Raw genomic sequence first — 14,856 nt, forward strand, 5'->3', positions numbered from 1 at the left:
GGACTTTCACCTCCAAGTCGCCAGGCTCACCACCACAGTGAACCCGACAGCGCCAGTCACGGCGCTACGCGCCATGCCTGGCGCACCACAAAAAAAGCGCCCACAAAGGGCGCTTTCATGAAAGGTATTTTCAGGGGTATCAGCTTCTCACTTTGATCCGCTCCGGATCATGGAAAGGCAGTGCCTGAACCTGAGCCGGCAACCGCTTCTGCAGTCCGTCCAGCTGACCCACTTCCAGTCGGGTACCCGGTTCAGACCAGGCAGGCTGAACGCGACAGAGTGCGATCATTTTGCCCAGCAAGGGCGAGGCCGTTGCGCTGGTTACCTGACCAACCGGCATGCGCCCGTCGTACACCAGATCACCGTGGTGAACAGGCTCATTGCCATCCAGCACCAGCCCCACCAGCTTCTGTCTGCTCTCAGGCGACTGCCGCTGCAGCGCCGCTCGCCCGCTGAAATCTTCTTCCTTGGTTTTCATCGGCACGGTGAAGCCGATGCCGGCCTCGTAGGGGTTGGTCTGGTTGCAGAATTCGTGCTCCGCAAAGATCAAGCCCGCCTCGATTCGCAGCATGTCCAACGCGGCAAACCCCAGTGGCGCCAGACCATGGGGCTGGCCAGCCTGCCAAATCGCATCCCATACCGCTGCGCCGTCATCAGGATGACACCACACTTCAAACCCTAACTCACCGGTGTAGCCGGTTCGCGAAACCATCAGCGGTATGCCTTCCGGCCCGCCCAAACGGCCAATGGTGAAGTGGAACCACTTCAATTCGCTCACCGGTGTCCGGTTTTCCGGCTGCCAAACCAGCTCCGACAGCAGCGCTCGGCTGTTGGGACCCTGCACAGCCAGGTTGTGCAGCTGGTCAGTCGACTCACGAATACTGACCCGATCACCGCGCTGTGCTGCCAACTCTCGCAGCCAGGTGCCAGACCAGGGATCGCCACATACCCAGCGGAAGGCCTGCTCCCCCATGCGGAACAATGTGCCATCATCGACCATGCCGCCGGTCTCGAAACAGGCGGCCGAGTAGACAATTTCACCCACCGCAAGCCGGCGCACATTACGGGTCAGGGCATACTGCAACAGCGCTTCGGCATCGGGGCCAACCACTTCGAACTTGCGCAACGGCGACAGATCCATGACAGCGACGGACTCACGACAGGCCAGATATTCGGCACGCGCGCCCCAACCTTCAAATTCAGTCGGCACCCAATAGCCGCGGTATTCATCAAAGTGCTTGGTGAGTTTCGAAGTACGGCTGTGAAACGCGGTCTGTTTGGTCATGCGCGGCAACTCCTCAGGCACCACGCGATGGGCAATGGCGCGCTCGAACTGGTTTTCCGCGCCATAGACGCGGACATGGATATCGGTGGGTATCCAGCCATTGGCCGGATCAATGTCATCAGGGCAGGCTGAAGACGCGCATATCAGGTCCCGATTCGCGCGCAGCAGGACGTAGTCACCGGGACGCGACCAGGGCTCATCCACGCCAACCGTGCCGCAGGGCTCGATCAGCGTGTTGAAGAAAAAATTAATGGCGGGCCAGCCAGCGCGGGGCGCCACGCCATATTCCCTCAATGCACGGTTGAAATTGTCCGTACAGCTGACATGACCGAAGTAGCCACTGTCCTCGTAATACTTGGGCGTGCAGGCCAGCAGGAAGCTGTCGTGACGACCGACCGTGTCCTGTACCAGCTCCAGCATCGGCTGCAGGCGGTTGTCGGCAAATCGTGAGTACAGCCCCGGCTGGGGCAAGGCGTGTCCCGCCAGGGTCCGTGTCGCCACCGCATCCAGCGTAATCTCTTCGCCTCTTTCCAGCGCCTCGGCATCGAAGGCGATGAAGTCGGAGCATTGCTTGCCCGCCACATCAATAATCTGAATCCACTCACCCGCCTTGACGCGGTATACACGTGCGCTGCTGTGTGGGACATGCACCTCCTGCACCGGCTCACTCAGCGGATCGGGCAGCTCAGTCATCTCGCCCGGCAAACGCCAGAAGGCAACATTCAACTCTGTCGCAGTCGTTTGCTCCTGAGGCATCATGTCAGCCCCCGGCGCAGCCAGCACCAGATGGATGGCCCCTGTACGCTCCGTGGCTTCAATCATGCACGGCAACTGCTCCGCATCCAGATGAAGCCCGCGTTGCAGATGGGATTCCTTAACGCCCCATGCCAGCAATCTTTGCCGCAGCCTGTCACCCGAAGGGCGCGACTGTTGCAGCTGCGCCTGCACCTCAGGCATACCGGAAGTGGCCTGTCCCAACTCCAGACGCTCACGCGCCGAGCCGGGGCCGTCATCAAGCATGAACAGCTCACAGCACTGCCCTTCGTCCGGGCTGTCAATCTGCAACCGCTCGCCCGGCAACAGTTTCACTCGCATTGCCTGTTGCGCCACAATGCGTTTGCGGCTCGTAGCCGGCGGCTCACCCGTGATCAAATGATCATGAAATTGCGTGTTCATACCTTCACCCCTGGCCACTCACATTCACATGGCCTGCGCCACCATTCGGTGCACAGGCCGGCGCCATGCCCTGTTGTGTGGCTCTTTTCCCACCAGAACAACGGCGCCGGCCACATCAACCATGGGTAAAAATTCTTTACCTGTAGTGATTTTCGGGCAATTCATCAAAGGAGCTACCTCTGTAGGGGTAGACCTGAATATGCTGGCATGATCCGTGCATTTTCACTCACGTTTAGACCCATGTGGCCGCTCTGATCCCGACAACAGGATTCTGTGGAGATAACCATGAAGAAACGCGTAGCCATTATTACCGTACAGAGGACTCTGACATGAGCAACACCCCCGTTACCCGTTTGCCCAACCGCCAGGCCAAGTCGATCACAGACCCCTTGCCGGACTGGACCGCCGTGGCCGGCGACCCCAGCATGACCACCTGGATCGAATACACCGCCGATGACGGCAGCATGATCAGCGGCTGGTGGGAAGCCACCCCCGGCACCTGGCATGCCAAATATGAGAGCTGGGAATTCATTCACCTGATGGAAGGTTCGGCGATCATCACGCCAGAAGGCGGCGAGCCCGTGGAAGTGGGCCCCGGCGACGCCTTCGTCATTGAAAAGGATTTTGTTGGCACCTGGGAAATTACCGCCCCGATCGTGAAGCACTTTGCGATCAAGCTGAAATAAGCGCTCACCTGTTAAAGCCCGACCGCCCGGCAGCAGGACCACACACCTCTGCCGGGCACCCTTACACTTCGTTGTTCTTCTCTTGCATGCCGCTTGGCTGAAAGCCCTGTGCCTCTAATTCTGATCCAATACGACCACACACTGGTTATTGGCAAAAGCCCCCTTTGCACTGAGGGTTCAACGGGTCATTGCAACACTCCGCACCTTGCGGACGGTAGCGGGAATTGGCCAGTCATTCCGAGTACGGGGTTTGGGGAGCAATGGAACCAAAAACCAACGTAAGCCCTACCAACGCTTTTCGGTGTCTTCTTCCCAGGCGCCCATCTCGACAAAACAGTTGCGCATGTCGGCCTCCTGGCTGATCTCGGTCAGCAGGTCATGCACGCTCTTGTCCAGCTCATCGTCGCTCCGATACGGAATGGTCAACTCATAGTGGCCGGCATCCAGCCGCTTCATGCCATAGGGCTCCAGGCAGTAGCGCTCAATGTTCTCCGTGGCCCGCTTCCGGCCGCGCACGAACTTGCTGTTATTCACCACCGCGAGGCGCAGGGTGACGGTGGCCACCCGCTCGGCGGCGGGCGGCTCTGCCGGCGACGCGGCCGAAGGCTGCTGGTCGCGTGACCTGGCGCTCTTCTGGTACGCGCCGATCTCGACACCACGGTGGCGCAGGTAGCTGTACAGCGTGCTCTTGGAGATGTGCAGCTTCTCGCCGATCGCGCTGACGCTCAGGCGACCTTCGCGGTAGAGGGTTTCGGCCGCCATGGCGGTGGCCTCAGCCTTGGCTGGCAGGCCCTTGGGACGGCCACCGATCCGGCCACGCGCCCGTGCGGCCGACAGACCCGCCTGAGTCCGCTCGCGGATCAGCTCGCGCTCGAACTCCGCCAGCGAGGCGAACAGGTTGAACACCAGGCGGCCTTGGGCGTGGGTGGTGTCGATGGGGTCATTCAGGCTCTGTAAGCCGACCTTGCGCTCTGCCAGCTCGCCGACCAACTCGACCAGGTGCTTGAGGGAACGCCCAAGGCGATCCAGCTTCCAGATCACCACGGCATCACCCGGCCGCACGTTGGCCAGCAGTTTGTCCAACTCCGGCCGGGCGCTTTTCGCGCCGCTGGCGATGTCTTGGTAGATGCGTTCGCACCCGGCCTGTTTCAGGGCATCGACTTGTAGGTCGGCTTTCTGATCCCGAGTGCTCACTCGCGCATAACCGATCTTCATCAAAAGTACTGTTTACTCGACTACGTTAGTAATAGTTGAACTTTGATTAAGCGTACCAGTTATTTGAACCGTAGCGCGGGGAGCTTAACGAACCGAGCCATTCCTCGATAGAGTTCGGCAAAACCTTCGTTTTGTCGAACCATTGCATCGCCCTTTGTGATTGGCGTATAAACACACAAACACCTATTAGCGGAGAACGCTATGAATACCATTCGCTGGAATGTCGCCGTCTCGGCCGACACCGACCAGTCGCTTCGGATGTTTCTGGCCAGCCAGGGCGGCGGCCGTAAGGGCGACCTGTCGCGCTTCATCGAAGAAGCGGTACGGGCACACATCCTGGAGCTGAGCGCTGAGCAGGCCAAGGCCGCTAACGCCCATCTGAGTGAGGCAGAATTGACCAACGCGGTTGACGAAGCGCTCGACTGGGCACGTAAGCGCTGATGCGGGTCGTGTTGGATACCAACATCCTGTTCAGCGCCCTGATCTCGCCACATGGCGCGCCCGATGCGATCTACCGTGCCTGGCGGGCGGCGCGTTTCGAGGTGGTGACCTCGCGGATGCAACTCGATGAAATTCGTCGAGCCAGCCGCTATCCCAAGCTTCAGGCCATCCTACAGCCCGCCAAGGTGGGCGCCATGATCAATAACCTGCAACGGGCTGTGGTACTGGAGCGCCTGACCATCGAGGTCGAAGCCGATGATCCGGATGACTCGTTTTTGCTGGCCATGGCCATGGCCTTGGCGGGCGATGCGGACTACCTGGTAACCGGTGATCGCCGCGCCGGCCTGCTGCAACGCGGGCACATCGAACGCACGCGGATCGTCACGCCCGCCGTGTTCTGCGTCGAGGTGCTGTGATCAATGCCGGTCGGTTTTCTGACTCAAGAGCAACGCGACGGTTTTGGCCGCTATGTTGATTCGCCCAGCCGTGAAGAGCTGGAACGTTACTTCCACCTGAGCGATGAAGACCGTGAAGCCATCCAGGTGCTGCGGGGTAACCATAACCGTCTGGGTTATGCCGTTCTGCTGACCACCGTCCGCTTCGTTGGCGTTCTGCCGGACAAGCCCGCCGCCGTGCCGGTGGAAGTCCTGCAGGTGCTTTGCCGACAACTGGCGATTCCAGACCCCGACTGCCTCCAGCGCTATAGCGATCATCGCCGCTGGATACATGCCACCGATATTCAGAACCGCTTTGGCTATCGTCATTTCACCGATCCGGGCATCGGCTTTCGCTTGAGCCGCTGGCTGTATGCCCTCTGCTGGACGGGCACCGACCGGCCGGGAGTGCTGTTTGAGCGAGCCACCTCGTGGCTGTTCACACAGAAAGTCCTCCTGCCTGGTGTGTCTCAACTAGAGCGCTTTATCGCCCAGTTGCGCAGTCGGGTCGAAGAACGCCTCTGGTTTACGCTGGGCCGCAGCGTGACTGAGGAACAGCGATTGCAACTGCAAGACTTGCTGACGGTGGCCGAAGGCAACCGCAGCTCCCGGCTGGATCAATTGCGCTCCGGCCCGGTCATGGTCAGTGGCCCCGCGTTGATTCGGGCACTGCGCCGGCTCGATGACGTGCGCGGCATCGGCATCACCTTGCCGGCGGCGGCGCACATCCCTCCCAGCCGTATCGCCGCCCTGGCCCGCTTCGCCAACACGGCCAAGGTCACCGCGATTAATCGGCTGCCGGCGTCGCGGCGGATGGCGACACTGGTGGCCTTCGCACTCTGCCTGGAGGCGACTGCGCACGACGACGCACTGGAAGTCCTGGAGGCCTTGCTGCGCGACCTGTTCAGCAACGCGGAGAAGGCCGACAAGAAAGCCCGCATGCGCAGCCTGAAAGACCTGGATCGGTCGGCCGCGACGCTCGCCGCCGCGTGCAAGGTCGTGCTGGACAGCTCGATCAGCGATGACAACGTGCGCGCCCGGCTGTTCAACGACCTGCCGAGGACCACCCTGGAAAAGGCCCTGGAAGAGGTCAACGCGCTGATCCGCCCGGTAGATGACGTCTATTTTCTTGCATTGGAAGCGCGCTACCGCAGCGTGCGCCGCTTCCTGCCCGACCTGCTCAAGCACATCCGCTTCGGCTTCAGCCCGGCCGGCAAGGGCGTGGCGGCTAGTCTGGAGTGGCTGCAACTGAACCTGCCGCGCCGGAAGCCAGAGGATGACGCGCCGCAGGAGATCGTGGCCAAGGCTTGGCAGAAGCACATCACCCGCGAAGATGGCTCCCTCGACATGGGTGCCTATGTGTTCTGCACGCTCGATGCGCTGCGCACGGCCCTGCGCCGCCGCGATGTCTTCGTCTCGCCCAGTTGGCGCTATGCCGACCCGCGCCTTGGCCTGCTCGACGGTGCCGAATGGCTGGCGGCGCGACCGATCATCTGCCGGTCACTGGGCCTGACCATCGACGCCAAAACCACCCTGGACGCCTTGTCCGTCGAGCTGGATGCAACCTGGCTGGCAGTAGCCGCGCGCCTGCCCGACAACCCGGCGATTCAACTGAGCGAGAACACCGAGGGCAAGACCGAACTGTCGCTCGGGGCGCTGGACAAGCTGGACGAGCCCTGCTCGTTGCTGCAACTGCGGGCGGCCGTGTCTGACCTGATGCCGCGTGTCGATCTGCCGGAAATCCTCTTGGAAATCGCCGCCCGCACTGGCTTTTCCGAGGCCTTCACCCATGTCTCCGAACGCAATGCACGCGCCGACAACCTGGTCACCAGCCTCTGCGCGGTGCTGTTGGGCGGGGCCTGCAACACCGGCCTGGAGCCCTTGATCCGCACCGACAACCCGGCGCTGCGCCGTGACCGGCTGTCCTGGGTCAGCCAGAATTATATCCGCGACGACACCCTGTCAGCGGCTAACGCCATCCTGGTCGGAGCGCAAAGCCAACTGGAACTGGCCCAAGTCTGGGGTGGCGGCGAGGTCGCCTCCGCCGATGGCATGCGCTTCGTCGTACCGGTGCGCACCGTGCATGCCGGCCCCAATCCGAAGTATTTCGGCACCGGCCGGGGTGTCACCTGGTACAACCTGATTTCCGACCAATTCTCCGGCCTCAACGCCATCACCGTGCCCGGCACGCTGCGCGACAGCCTGGTGTTGCTGGCGGTCGTGCTGGAACAGCAGACCGAGTTGCAGCCGACGCAAATCATGACCGACACCGGGGCCTACAGCGATGTGGTGTTCGGGCTCTTCCGCCTACTTGGCTACCACTTCAGTCCGCGGCTGGCCGATGTCGGCGGTACCCGCTTCTGGCGCACGCGCCCGGACGCGGACTACGGCAAGCTCAACGGGCTGGCCCGCCAGTCGGTCAAACTCGACCTGATCGCCGAGCACTGGGACGACCTGCTGCGCCTGGCAGGCTCGCTCAAACTCGGCCGGGTGCCGGCGACTGGCATCATGCGCACGCTGCAAACGGGAGATAGACCCACCCGGCTGGCCCAGGCGCTGGCCGAATTCGGGCGGATCGAAAAGACTCTGCACACGTTGACCTATATCGACGACGAGTCCAAGCGCCGCGCCACCCTGACCCAGTTGAACCGAGGCGAAGGCCGGCACAGCCTGGCCCGCGCCGTGTTCCACGGCAAACGCGGCGAGCTCCGCCAGCGCTACCGCGAAGGCCAGGAAGACCAGCTCGGTGCTCTGGGCCTGGTGGTGAACATCATCGTGCTGTGGAACACCCTCTACATGACGGCGGCCGTGGAACGGCTCAAGCAGCACGGCTATCCAGTGCTGGAAGAGGATTTGGCCCGGCTATCGCCGCTGATCTACGAGCACATCAACATGCTCGGGCGGTATTCCTTTGCGGTACCGGAAGAAGTTGCGCGCGGCGAGCTGCGGCCACTGCGTAATCCAGACGACGACCTGTGATCCCCCTAAACGCTATGAGCAACACCCAAGCTGCTGCTGGATCGGCGGGCACTTCACCGAGCCGAACGAACAGAAAACGCAGCAATCCCCTGGGTTGGGGCGCAGCAGCGCCTTGCAGTTGCTGCACTCGTAATAGAACTGGCAGGCGTCCGTGGGCATGGTTTCCGGCTTGGCGAAGCCGCAGCGCGGGCAAGTCAGCACGGACTCAAGGACAATGGCGCTCATCGTGACCTCACTTCTGCACTGTGGAGGGGTATCCCGCGTTCGCGGTCGCCTCAGTCAGTGCCTCGGGCTGGGCCTTATCGGGATCGTAGGTGACGGTCGCCGTCTTCTGGTCGAAATTGACCTGGACGTCACTCACGCCGGACACCTTCTCCAGCGACTTCTTGACCGTGATCGGACAGAGTCCGCACGTCATGTTCTGCACGTCGAGCGTGACGGTTTTCGGGGGAGCCGCCAGCGCCACGAAGGGCAAGGCGAAAAGCACGGCGATCAGCAGTTTGCGCATGGTTAATCTCCTTCAGTAGAACAGCGGGGCGAGCCACGGCACGGCCAATAGGCCGAGCAGCAGCACGCTGACGATCCAGAACACGAGTCGCTGTCGCACGAGCGTGCGCGGATCGGCGCAGGGTGTACCTGGCGTACAAACCTGTGGCACCAGGTAGAGCTTGCGGAATGCCAATCCCAGGAACAGTAGAGTCAACCCGATGAAGAGGGGGCGTAGTGGCTCCATCATGGTCAGAGCGCCCACCCACGTACCGCCGACACCGAGTGCCAACAGCACCAGTGGCCCGACACAGCACACCGACGCACCGATGGCGGTCAGCGAACTCGCGACCAGCGAGCCTTTCCCGGTGAGTTGCATCCCCATTCCCATCTCCTGAGCCTGATTGCCTAGGTGCTATTCTAAACTCCGTACCAAAGTACGGAATCAAGGAGAAAGTGATGGCCACAGAGCTGACCATTGGCAAGCTGGCAGACGCCGCCGGGGTGAACGTCGAGACGATCCGCTACTACCAGCGACGCGGGCTGCTGGATGAACCAGCCAAACCCTTGGGTGGCCATCGGCGCTATCCGGTGGACATGGTGAAGCGACTGCGTTTCATCAAGCGGGCTCAGGCGCTGGGTTTCACGCTCTCGGAAGTCGGTGGACTGCTGACGCTGGATGAGTCGTGCGCCTGTGCCGAAACGCGAGCACGGGCTGCACGCAAGCTCGCGTTGATCGAGCAGAAGATGGCCGACTTGGTCGTCATGCAGCAACTGTTAGGCGAACTGGTGCAGCAATGTGATGCGGGAGACGGCGGAACGATCTGCCCGATCATCGAGGCACTGATCAGAGAGTAATGCCTGGCGGGTGAGCTGGAGATCGGAAAGCCCCTTTACGGTGGGATTCAGAGCTTACGTTGGTTTTTGGTTCCATTGCTCCCCAAACCCCTTCTTCACGAGCTTCCTTCCGGGAGCGAGTGCGGATGCCTTAAAGCGGATGCGGCAAGCGGTACGCAGGTGGCGACTCAATCGCCAAACCCACGTGACGCTGGTCGACGTGGCTCGGCTCTACAATCCAGTGATACAGGGGTGGTGGCAATACTATGGCTCGTTCTATCGGACAGCCATGCTTGGCATCTTCCAGCACATTGACCGCGCGCTTGAACGCTGGGCCCGACGAAAATACAAGGCCCTTCATAGGCGCAAGCGGCGCATTAGCCAATGGCTGGACAAGATGCGGACTGTGGTACCCCGGCTGTTTCATCACTGGCGAGTGACCGGGCAGCAAGGTTGGATAACGGGAGCCGTATGACGCGAGAGTGTCACGTACGGTTCTGCGAGCGGCTGCGGGGGCAGTTCCCGCGGCCGACTCACCACTTTGGCATGAAGGCCCACATCGGCGTCGATGACGAATCAGGCCTGGTGCATAGCGTTGTAGGTACGGCGGCCAACGTGGCGGACGTCACCCAGGTCGACAAGTTGCTGCATGGCGAGGAAAACGTTGTCTGCGCCGATGCGGGTTATACCGGCGTCGAGAAGCGTGCCGAGCATGATGGCCGCGAAGTGATTTGGCAGGTGGCAGCACGGCGCAGCACTTACAAAAAGCCGGGCAAGAGCAGCGCGCTGTACAAAGCCAGACGCAAGATCGAGAAAGCCAAGGCTCAGGTACGGGCCAAGGTTGAGCACCCGTTTCGGGTGATCAAGCGGCAGTTCGGTTATGTGAAGACGCGCTTCCGTGGCTTGGCCAAGAATACTGCGCAACTGGTGACGCTGTTCGCGCTGTCGAACCTGTGGATGGCACGCCGACATTTGCTGACCAATGCAGGAGAGGTGCGCCTGTAATGCAGGAAATGGCCGCCGCGAGGTGTTCTCGGCGGCTAGAAACACCGAAATAAGCGGGTTATCTGATCGTTTTTGATCGATTTGCCGCTTTCAAAATCGGCGGAGGCTGAAGTCAGCCAGAAATGCATGGCTACTTCAGACCATCCTTAGCGTACGATTTTTTCCGAATTCTGCGGGCTCCCCCTCTATCAATCCGGCCAATCGCTGGCGGACCTCTGCCTCAGTAGTCATTCATGCCTCTGCCTTCACGCTCAAGACCTCACAGCCTATAGAGCTATACGAGCGCGTCGCCATCCTACTGCGTGCAGTTGCTCCCCAATCGCCCCTTGGCGCTCATACCTGCAAAGCCCAGCCCCGTCCAAGTAACGCCGTTACCAGCGTTATGCCTCTAAAAACGCTAAACCCCGGTGCGCCACCACGCAATTGACGATGCTGAGCGTCTAGCGCTTGATTCTAGCCTTTATGCAATGCCAGAAAATACCTGCTTTATTTTCACCGTTACTCTTTTACCGTTACGTTATCCGCGTTATCTTTACCGTTACGCCGCCACATGAAACGCAGACCCGGAGAAGCCCGCTATGAAGCCCACAAAACGCCAGCATCCAGTGACCCTGGCCGAGGTCGCCGATGCAATGCGGGAGCTGCAAGAGGAAGGCACCGAACCATCAGTGAGGGCTGTCAGGGCCAGGGTTGGGGGAGGCTCGAACACCACCCTCATGCGATTCATCGATATGGTCCGCTCGGGCAGCGCCAGCCCACAGCAGCACCTGGACGAGTTCCCAAGCAGGCTCGAAAGCTTGTGTCGGGAAATGGTGCAAACGCTTGGCGAGCTGGCAGATGAGCGGGTGGCCAAAGAGCGGGCGGAGGTACAGGCAGTGAGGCGCAACATCGAGGCGCGCTGGAACACACTGCTGATGGAGAAAGAAACAGCGGTCAACTCGTTCGAGGCGGAGAAGCGAATCACCGCCGACCTCACGCAGCGCCTGGAGGCCCTGACGAAAAAGCTCGAATCTGTAGTAGCTGATCGGGACGAACTGAAAGATCGCGCTAACGTCGCCGAGGCGCTGAACGAGCAGCTGAATGAGCGGCTACTTGGTCAAAGCCGCCAGATCGACGAAATGAAGCGCATGGCTGAACACTACGAACAGCAGGTGGCCGCTCAGCGTGAGCAGGACGCTCGCAGACACAGCAAACAGATCGAGGGCCTGGAGAGCAGTCTTCGAGAGTCACACGCAAATGAGCTTCGCCTCACTGAACAGTTGGGCAATGCCAAGCGAGAGCTGGAACGGCTGACAAAGGATGGCGAACAGCTCTCGCGACGAGCCGCGCAGGCCGAAGCGCAGCAGTCCAAACTCGAAGCCTTGGTAAGCGACTTGTCCGTGGAGCAGCTTGAGTTCAAGCGCCGTGATGAACAGCGCGAGCGCCAGCTCAATGCAACCATGACAACGAACGGCGAACTACAAACACAGTTGGCACGAATGCAGTCCCAGATCATCGAGGTGCAGAGCCGGTCGGCAAAGCAGCTTGAAGATATGGCTACGGATAACCGATCAGTAATCATCAACCTTGTGGATCACTCTCGCCGGGTGTTCGAGATAGCTAGTCTGACCAAGGCCAAGGACAGCTCCGAGTTCAAAGAACTGGCCATTGCACAGCGAGAGATTGAGCGGCTATTCCAGAAGACTTGAAGCGAGGGTGCCTACAGGCGCAGGGCTTTGCACAACTGCCCCTGACTGACCAATGCTGTGGGATGCAAATAAAGTCGCATCCTAAGCTGCGCCAATTAGCTGGACTGTTTTGAAAGGCTCAGGCTTGGCAGGCGGGCAAAGTGTCATTCTGAAAGGATCGCGGGACGTTGCCGCTGTCAGGGCAGCATCAGAATAAAGTCATCTTAACCAGCGGTGGTCGAATGAGCAGAACCCGAAAACACCTCACCCCGACCGAAGCAGAGTCCAAGGGGCTTCTATGCCGTAAGCACCTCAAGGAACGCCTCCGCCTCATGCCGGGACTAAACACCAAGCCCGCAGGCAGTGTCTGGCAAGGTCAGGGGGCTTATGATGTGTACAACCCAGCCGAGTGCGTGCCGTGGCGCTGGATGCCTGGGCGTGCCCAAGTCCGTCGCCAGCACGTCGCAGCCCAGGCAAAAGACCTGATTGCCGCAGGCTGCATTGTGCTTGACACCGAAACCACCGGCCTCGGTGATGACGCCGAGATTTGCGAGATAACCATACTCGACGTGACCGGCGCACCGATCCTCGACACGCTGATACGCCCGACCCGGCCAATCCCGGTCGAGGCGACAGCGATTCACAAAATCACCGACGCCATGGTGGCCAGTGCGCCGAGATGGCCCGAGGTGGCCGAGCAGTACGCCGCCGCCGTTGCTGGGCGCACTGTCGTTGCGTACAACGCGGCTTTTGATGCGCGCCTGCTGCGGCAGACCCACCAACTCCACGGTATAGCCGCGCCTGTATTGACGACTGCCTGCTTGATGCGGATGTATGCCAAGTGGCATGGCGAGTACGACCGAGACCGCGATGACTGGCGATGGTTGAAGCTGATCGAGGCTGCGACCGACTGCGGCGTGGCAGAAGACGGCGCACACCGCGCCCTTGCCGACGCCCGCATGACGCTGGGTGTGCTGCGATACTTGCAGCGCCGCACGAACGGACGGCGACCGGCAGGGCCGAAAGTGGCCACCGTCCCGCAGGAGGCTTTGCCCCCTGTTTTAGGATGAAACTCTATTTCAAAGAATGAGACTTTATTTGTACGGATGAATCTTTATTTGCATCCCACGCAAATCGGCACCTGGAAACTGTTAAGAGAAATATTCTAGATATTCATTGAGGACTTCGTATGAAATACATAGGCATTGATCTTATTGAGCGGGAATGCAACGGGCCATACACTTTCAATTTAGTCACAGATAGCGAGTCGCACTTCCCTGTCAGGTATTTGAAGCTGGAGCCACAACCAAGATTAGGAACTGAATTCCATCCGATCACATTCGCAATGGAGGTTGTTGCTTCCGAGCCCCCCTTTCTCAGCAAGCAAGATTGCCCATGGATATTATCCTACCTGGACGATCTGAGAAGCTTCTACAATTCTAAATACTTTCCCCAAATGCACGATGAAAGGTCAAGCTTAAATTTCCACGCGGTAGAGTCAATTAGTAGCAAAGTAGCATCTTTTGCAATGGAAAACGATGCAGTGTCAGCCACACGCATGATGTATGCAATTGATATAGCATCCAGCATTCTATATGGCAGCAATGTCATTCTTCACGACTACTTCATAAGCAATCAAACCACATCATGGCTAAATGACATTTATAAATTGCTCTTGATTGATACAGAATTTCTAGATAGGCATATCTATACCTCACTGGAGGTAAACTATGATAAGTCATTCAAAACACTGATGACTCGCAGTGTCTTCAAAGATACGCAGGTGATGGTAACAATTCCCGAGGGAGAATCACTTGCAACGGTCAAAGGGCACGAAAAAGATGTAACCTTAACCTCTGGGACAAGCCTAGAATGCACGATAGTTAGGTTTTTCAAAACTGACCTATGGTGGTCGAATCGTGGTGCGATTGAGTTTTACCCAACTTTCAATAAAGCTATACGGAGCCGCCTGCAAGATGAGCCACTTTTTGCAGTTGAAATGGAAATAGCAAAGGAGCTTCAAAGAAGTCTATATGGAGCTAAAATTTTAGCTTTCGTTCCTCTGCACTGGATTAGATTTGTATATCACCACGGGCAATGGTTAGAGGTAGGTCAGTTCCCTGTTTCTATTGAGTCTGACTCAAAGCTCCCAATCCCTTTGACAACAAGTGATTTCTGTAATTTATTTTAACCGAGCACTACCTTCGGCACTGCCACAGCCTACTCTGCCTCAACTCTCATGTTAGGGGTTAAGGAACTTGCCCAGCTCGAAGGGCAATGAGAGACATTGCCCCGGCCTTGATCAGCGCCGTAAAGAAAGCCCCGCAACCTCAGAACTGCGCTCGTCGTCCAGGGCGTGGTAGTAGATATTCTGGGTAGTCGCCAAGCTCTTGTGCCGCAGGTCGGCCTGGAGGTTCTTCGGATTGCGCAGCGGGGCATCAAACGTTGCGCCCGTGTGGCGAAGCCAGTGCAAGCTTGCTGATCGCAGCTCGCTCACCTCGTAGTCCGGGAAGCCTTCATGCTTCATCCTCTGAACAGTTCGGTCCAGTACCGCCTGAACGTCATCGCGAATCTGACGCGCCTTCAATCCATGGCGACCGTGAACTGTCGTCAGTAGCGGCTCGGTTGTTGGCGCTGATGGAAAA

14 protein-coding genes and 2 pseudogenes are annotated in these 14,856 nt (G+C 59.3%); 10 read left to right on the plus strand and 6 right to left on the minus strand.

Annotated features, from left to right (window positions below; genetic code table 11):
* Positions 1-139 precede the first annotated feature (139 nt).
* Positions 140-2,461 carry a DUF1989 domain-containing protein gene (locus tag GYA94_RS01620; RefSeq protein ID WP_134310428.1) on the minus strand — a complete coding sequence of 774 codons (2,322 nt, stop codon included), beginning with the start codon at positions 2,459-2,461 and terminating at the stop codon, positions 140-142.
* Positions 2,462-2,790: 329 nt separating this feature from the next.
* Here GYA94_RS01620 and GYA94_RS01625 point away from each other — a divergent pair, with 329 nt between their 5' ends.
* On the plus strand, positions 2,791-3,147 hold the full coding sequence (locus tag GYA94_RS01625; RefSeq protein WP_031639052.1) for a cupin domain-containing protein: 357 nt from the start codon (positions 2,791-2,793) through the stop codon (positions 3,145-3,147).
* Between the two features lie 285 nt (positions 3,148-3,432).
* Here the strand turns inward: GYA94_RS01625 and GYA94_RS01630 are convergent, their stop codons facing one another.
* The gene (locus GYA94_RS01630; protein ID WP_256930140.1) at positions 3,433-4,341 is read right to left on the minus strand and encodes a recombinase family protein; all 909 of its coding nucleotides are present in this window, start codon (positions 4,339-4,341) and stop codon (positions 3,433-3,435) included.
* A 222-nt stretch (positions 4,342-4,563) separates the two neighbouring features.
* Here GYA94_RS01630 and GYA94_RS01635 point away from each other — a divergent pair, with 222 nt between their 5' ends.
* From GYA94_RS01635 to GYA94_RS01645, 3 genes are read left to right on the plus strand one after another with little or no spacing between them, the layout of a single operon-like run.
* Complete coding sequence (locus GYA94_RS01635; RefSeq protein WP_003089107.1) at positions 4,564-4,803, plus strand: ribbon-helix-helix domain-containing protein; 240 nt, start codon at positions 4,564-4,566, stop codon at positions 4,801-4,803.
* Complete coding sequence (locus GYA94_RS01640) at positions 4,803-5,219, plus strand: putative toxin-antitoxin system toxin component, PIN family (RefSeq protein ID WP_150548056.1); 417 nt, start codon at positions 4,803-4,805, stop codon at positions 5,217-5,219. Before GYA94_RS01635 ends, GYA94_RS01640 begins: the two co-directional genes overlap by 1 nt.
* 3 nt (positions 5,220-5,222) lie before the next feature.
* Positions 5,223-8,216, plus strand: coding sequence for a Tn3 family transposase (locus tag GYA94_RS01645; RefSeq protein ID WP_003299771.1), 2,994 nt, complete (start codon positions 5,223-5,225; stop codon positions 8,214-8,216).
* Between the two features lie 12 nt (positions 8,217-8,228).
* On the opposite strand, the gene GYA94_RS01650 is transcribed toward GYA94_RS01645, so the two are convergent.
* Genes GYA94_RS01650 through GYA94_RS01660 form a run of 3 tightly spaced genes read right to left on the minus strand, consistent with a single transcriptional unit; the run spans position 8,229 to position 9,087 of the window.
* On the minus strand, positions 8,229-8,441 hold the full coding sequence (locus GYA94_RS01650) for a GDCCVxC domain-containing (seleno)protein (protein WP_003089113.1): 213 nt from the start codon (positions 8,439-8,441) through the stop codon (positions 8,229-8,231).
* 7 nt (positions 8,442-8,448) lie between these two features.
* Positions 8,449-8,724 carry a mercury resistance system periplasmic binding protein MerP gene (gene merP / locus GYA94_RS01655; RefSeq protein ID WP_003150552.1) on the minus strand — a complete coding sequence of 92 codons (276 nt, stop codon included), beginning with the start codon at positions 8,722-8,724 and terminating at the stop codon, positions 8,449-8,451.
* A 12-nt stretch (positions 8,725-8,736) separates the two neighbouring features.
* Positions 8,737-9,087 (minus strand): mercuric transporter MerT family protein, encoded by a 351-nt coding sequence (locus GYA94_RS01660; RefSeq protein WP_003089115.1) that lies wholly within the window; start codon positions 9,085-9,087, stop codon positions 8,737-8,739.
* Between the two features lie 74 nt (positions 9,088-9,161).
* Here GYA94_RS01660 and merR point away from each other — a divergent pair, with 74 nt between their 5' ends.
* The 6 genes and pseudogenes from merR (at position 9,162) to GYA94_RS01690 (ending at position 14,402) form a co-directional block, all read left to right on the plus strand.
* Complete coding sequence (merR, locus tag GYA94_RS01665) at positions 9,162-9,560, plus strand: mercury resistance transcriptional regulator MerR (protein WP_003089120.1); 399 nt, start codon at positions 9,162-9,164, stop codon at positions 9,558-9,560.
* Positions 9,561-9,651: 91 nt separating this feature from the next.
* A pseudogene (locus GYA94_RS01670) lies at positions 9,652-10,014 on the plus strand (group II intron maturase-specific domain-containing protein); the annotation flags it as partial.
* Positions 10,011-10,544, plus strand: coding sequence for an IS5 family transposase (locus GYA94_RS01675; protein WP_023086544.1), 534 nt, complete (start codon positions 10,011-10,013; stop codon positions 10,542-10,544). The pseudogene GYA94_RS01670 and the gene GYA94_RS01675, both read left to right, overlap by 4 nt.
* Positions 10,545-11,122: 578 nt before the next feature.
* Positions 11,123-12,232: a DNA-binding protein gene (locus tag GYA94_RS01680; protein WP_042920038.1), complete on the plus strand. Its 1,110-nt coding sequence runs from the start codon at positions 11,123-11,125 to the stop codon at positions 12,230-12,232.
* A gap of 311 nt (positions 12,233-12,543) precedes the next feature.
* Entirely contained in the window at positions 12,544-13,281 is a 738-nt protein-coding gene (locus GYA94_RS01685; RefSeq protein ID WP_255326893.1) for a 3'-5' exonuclease, read from the plus strand.
* Between the two features lie 119 nt (positions 13,282-13,400).
* Complete coding sequence (locus tag GYA94_RS01690; protein WP_042920039.1) at positions 13,401-14,402, plus strand: hypothetical protein; 1,002 nt, start codon at positions 13,401-13,403, stop codon at positions 14,400-14,402.
* Positions 14,403-14,513: 111 nt separating this feature from the next.
* On the opposite strand, the pseudogene GYA94_RS01695 reads toward GYA94_RS01690, so the two are convergent.
* Positions 14,514-14,856, minus strand: a pseudogene (locus GYA94_RS01695) (site-specific integrase); the annotation flags it as partial.

The sequence above is a fragment of the Pseudomonas juntendi genome, from assembly GCF_009932375.1.
In the GTDB taxonomy this organism is placed as follows: Bacteria; Pseudomonadota; Gammaproteobacteria; order Pseudomonadales; family Pseudomonadaceae; genus Aquipseudomonas; species Aquipseudomonas juntendi.

Bases quoted from the DNA above. Each gene is read 5' to 3' on its own strand.
- GYA94_RS01680 (WP_042920038.1), top strand. From the start codon at position 11,123: ATGAAGCCCACAAAACGCCAGCATCCAGTGACCCTGGCCGAGGTCGCC.
- GYA94_RS01690 (WP_042920039.1), top strand. From the start codon at position 13,401: ATGAAATACATAGGCATTGATCTTATTGAGCGGGAATGCAACGGGCCA.
- merP (WP_003150552.1), bottom strand. From the start codon at position 8,724: ATGCGCAAACTGCTGATCGCCGTGCTTTTCGCCTTGCCCTTCGTGGCG.
- GYA94_RS01625 (WP_031639052.1), top strand. From the start codon at position 2,791: ATGAGCAACACCCCCGTTACCCGTTTGCCCAACCGCCAGGCCAAGTCG.
- GYA94_RS01645 (WP_003299771.1), top strand. From the start codon at position 5,223: ATGCCGGTCGGTTTTCTGACTCAAGAGCAACGCGACGGTTTTGGCCGC.
- GYA94_RS01685 (WP_255326893.1), top strand. From the start codon at position 12,544: ATGCCGGGACTAAACACCAAGCCCGCAGGCAGTGTCTGGCAAGGTCAG.
- GYA94_RS01640 (WP_150548056.1), top strand. From the start codon at position 4,803: ATGCGGGTCGTGTTGGATACCAACATCCTGTTCAGCGCCCTGATCTCG.
- GYA94_RS01660 (WP_003089115.1), bottom strand. From the start codon at position 9,087: ATGGGGATGCAACTCACCGGGAAAGGCTCGCTGGTCGCGAGTTCGCTG.
- GYA94_RS01650 (WP_003089113.1), bottom strand. From the start codon at position 8,441: ATGAGCGCCATTGTCCTTGAGTCCGTGCTGACTTGCCCGCGCTGCGGC.
- GYA94_RS01635 (WP_003089107.1), top strand. From the start codon at position 4,564: ATGAATACCATTCGCTGGAATGTCGCCGTCTCGGCCGACACCGACCAG.
- GYA94_RS01675 (WP_023086544.1), top strand. From the start codon at position 10,011: ATGACGCGAGAGTGTCACGTACGGTTCTGCGAGCGGCTGCGGGGGCAG.
- GYA94_RS01620 (WP_134310428.1), bottom strand. From the start codon at position 2,461: ATGAACACGCAATTTCATGATCATTTGATCACGGGTGAGCCGCCGGCT.
- merR (WP_003089120.1), top strand. From the start codon at position 9,162: ATGGCCACAGAGCTGACCATTGGCAAGCTGGCAGACGCCGCCGGGGTG.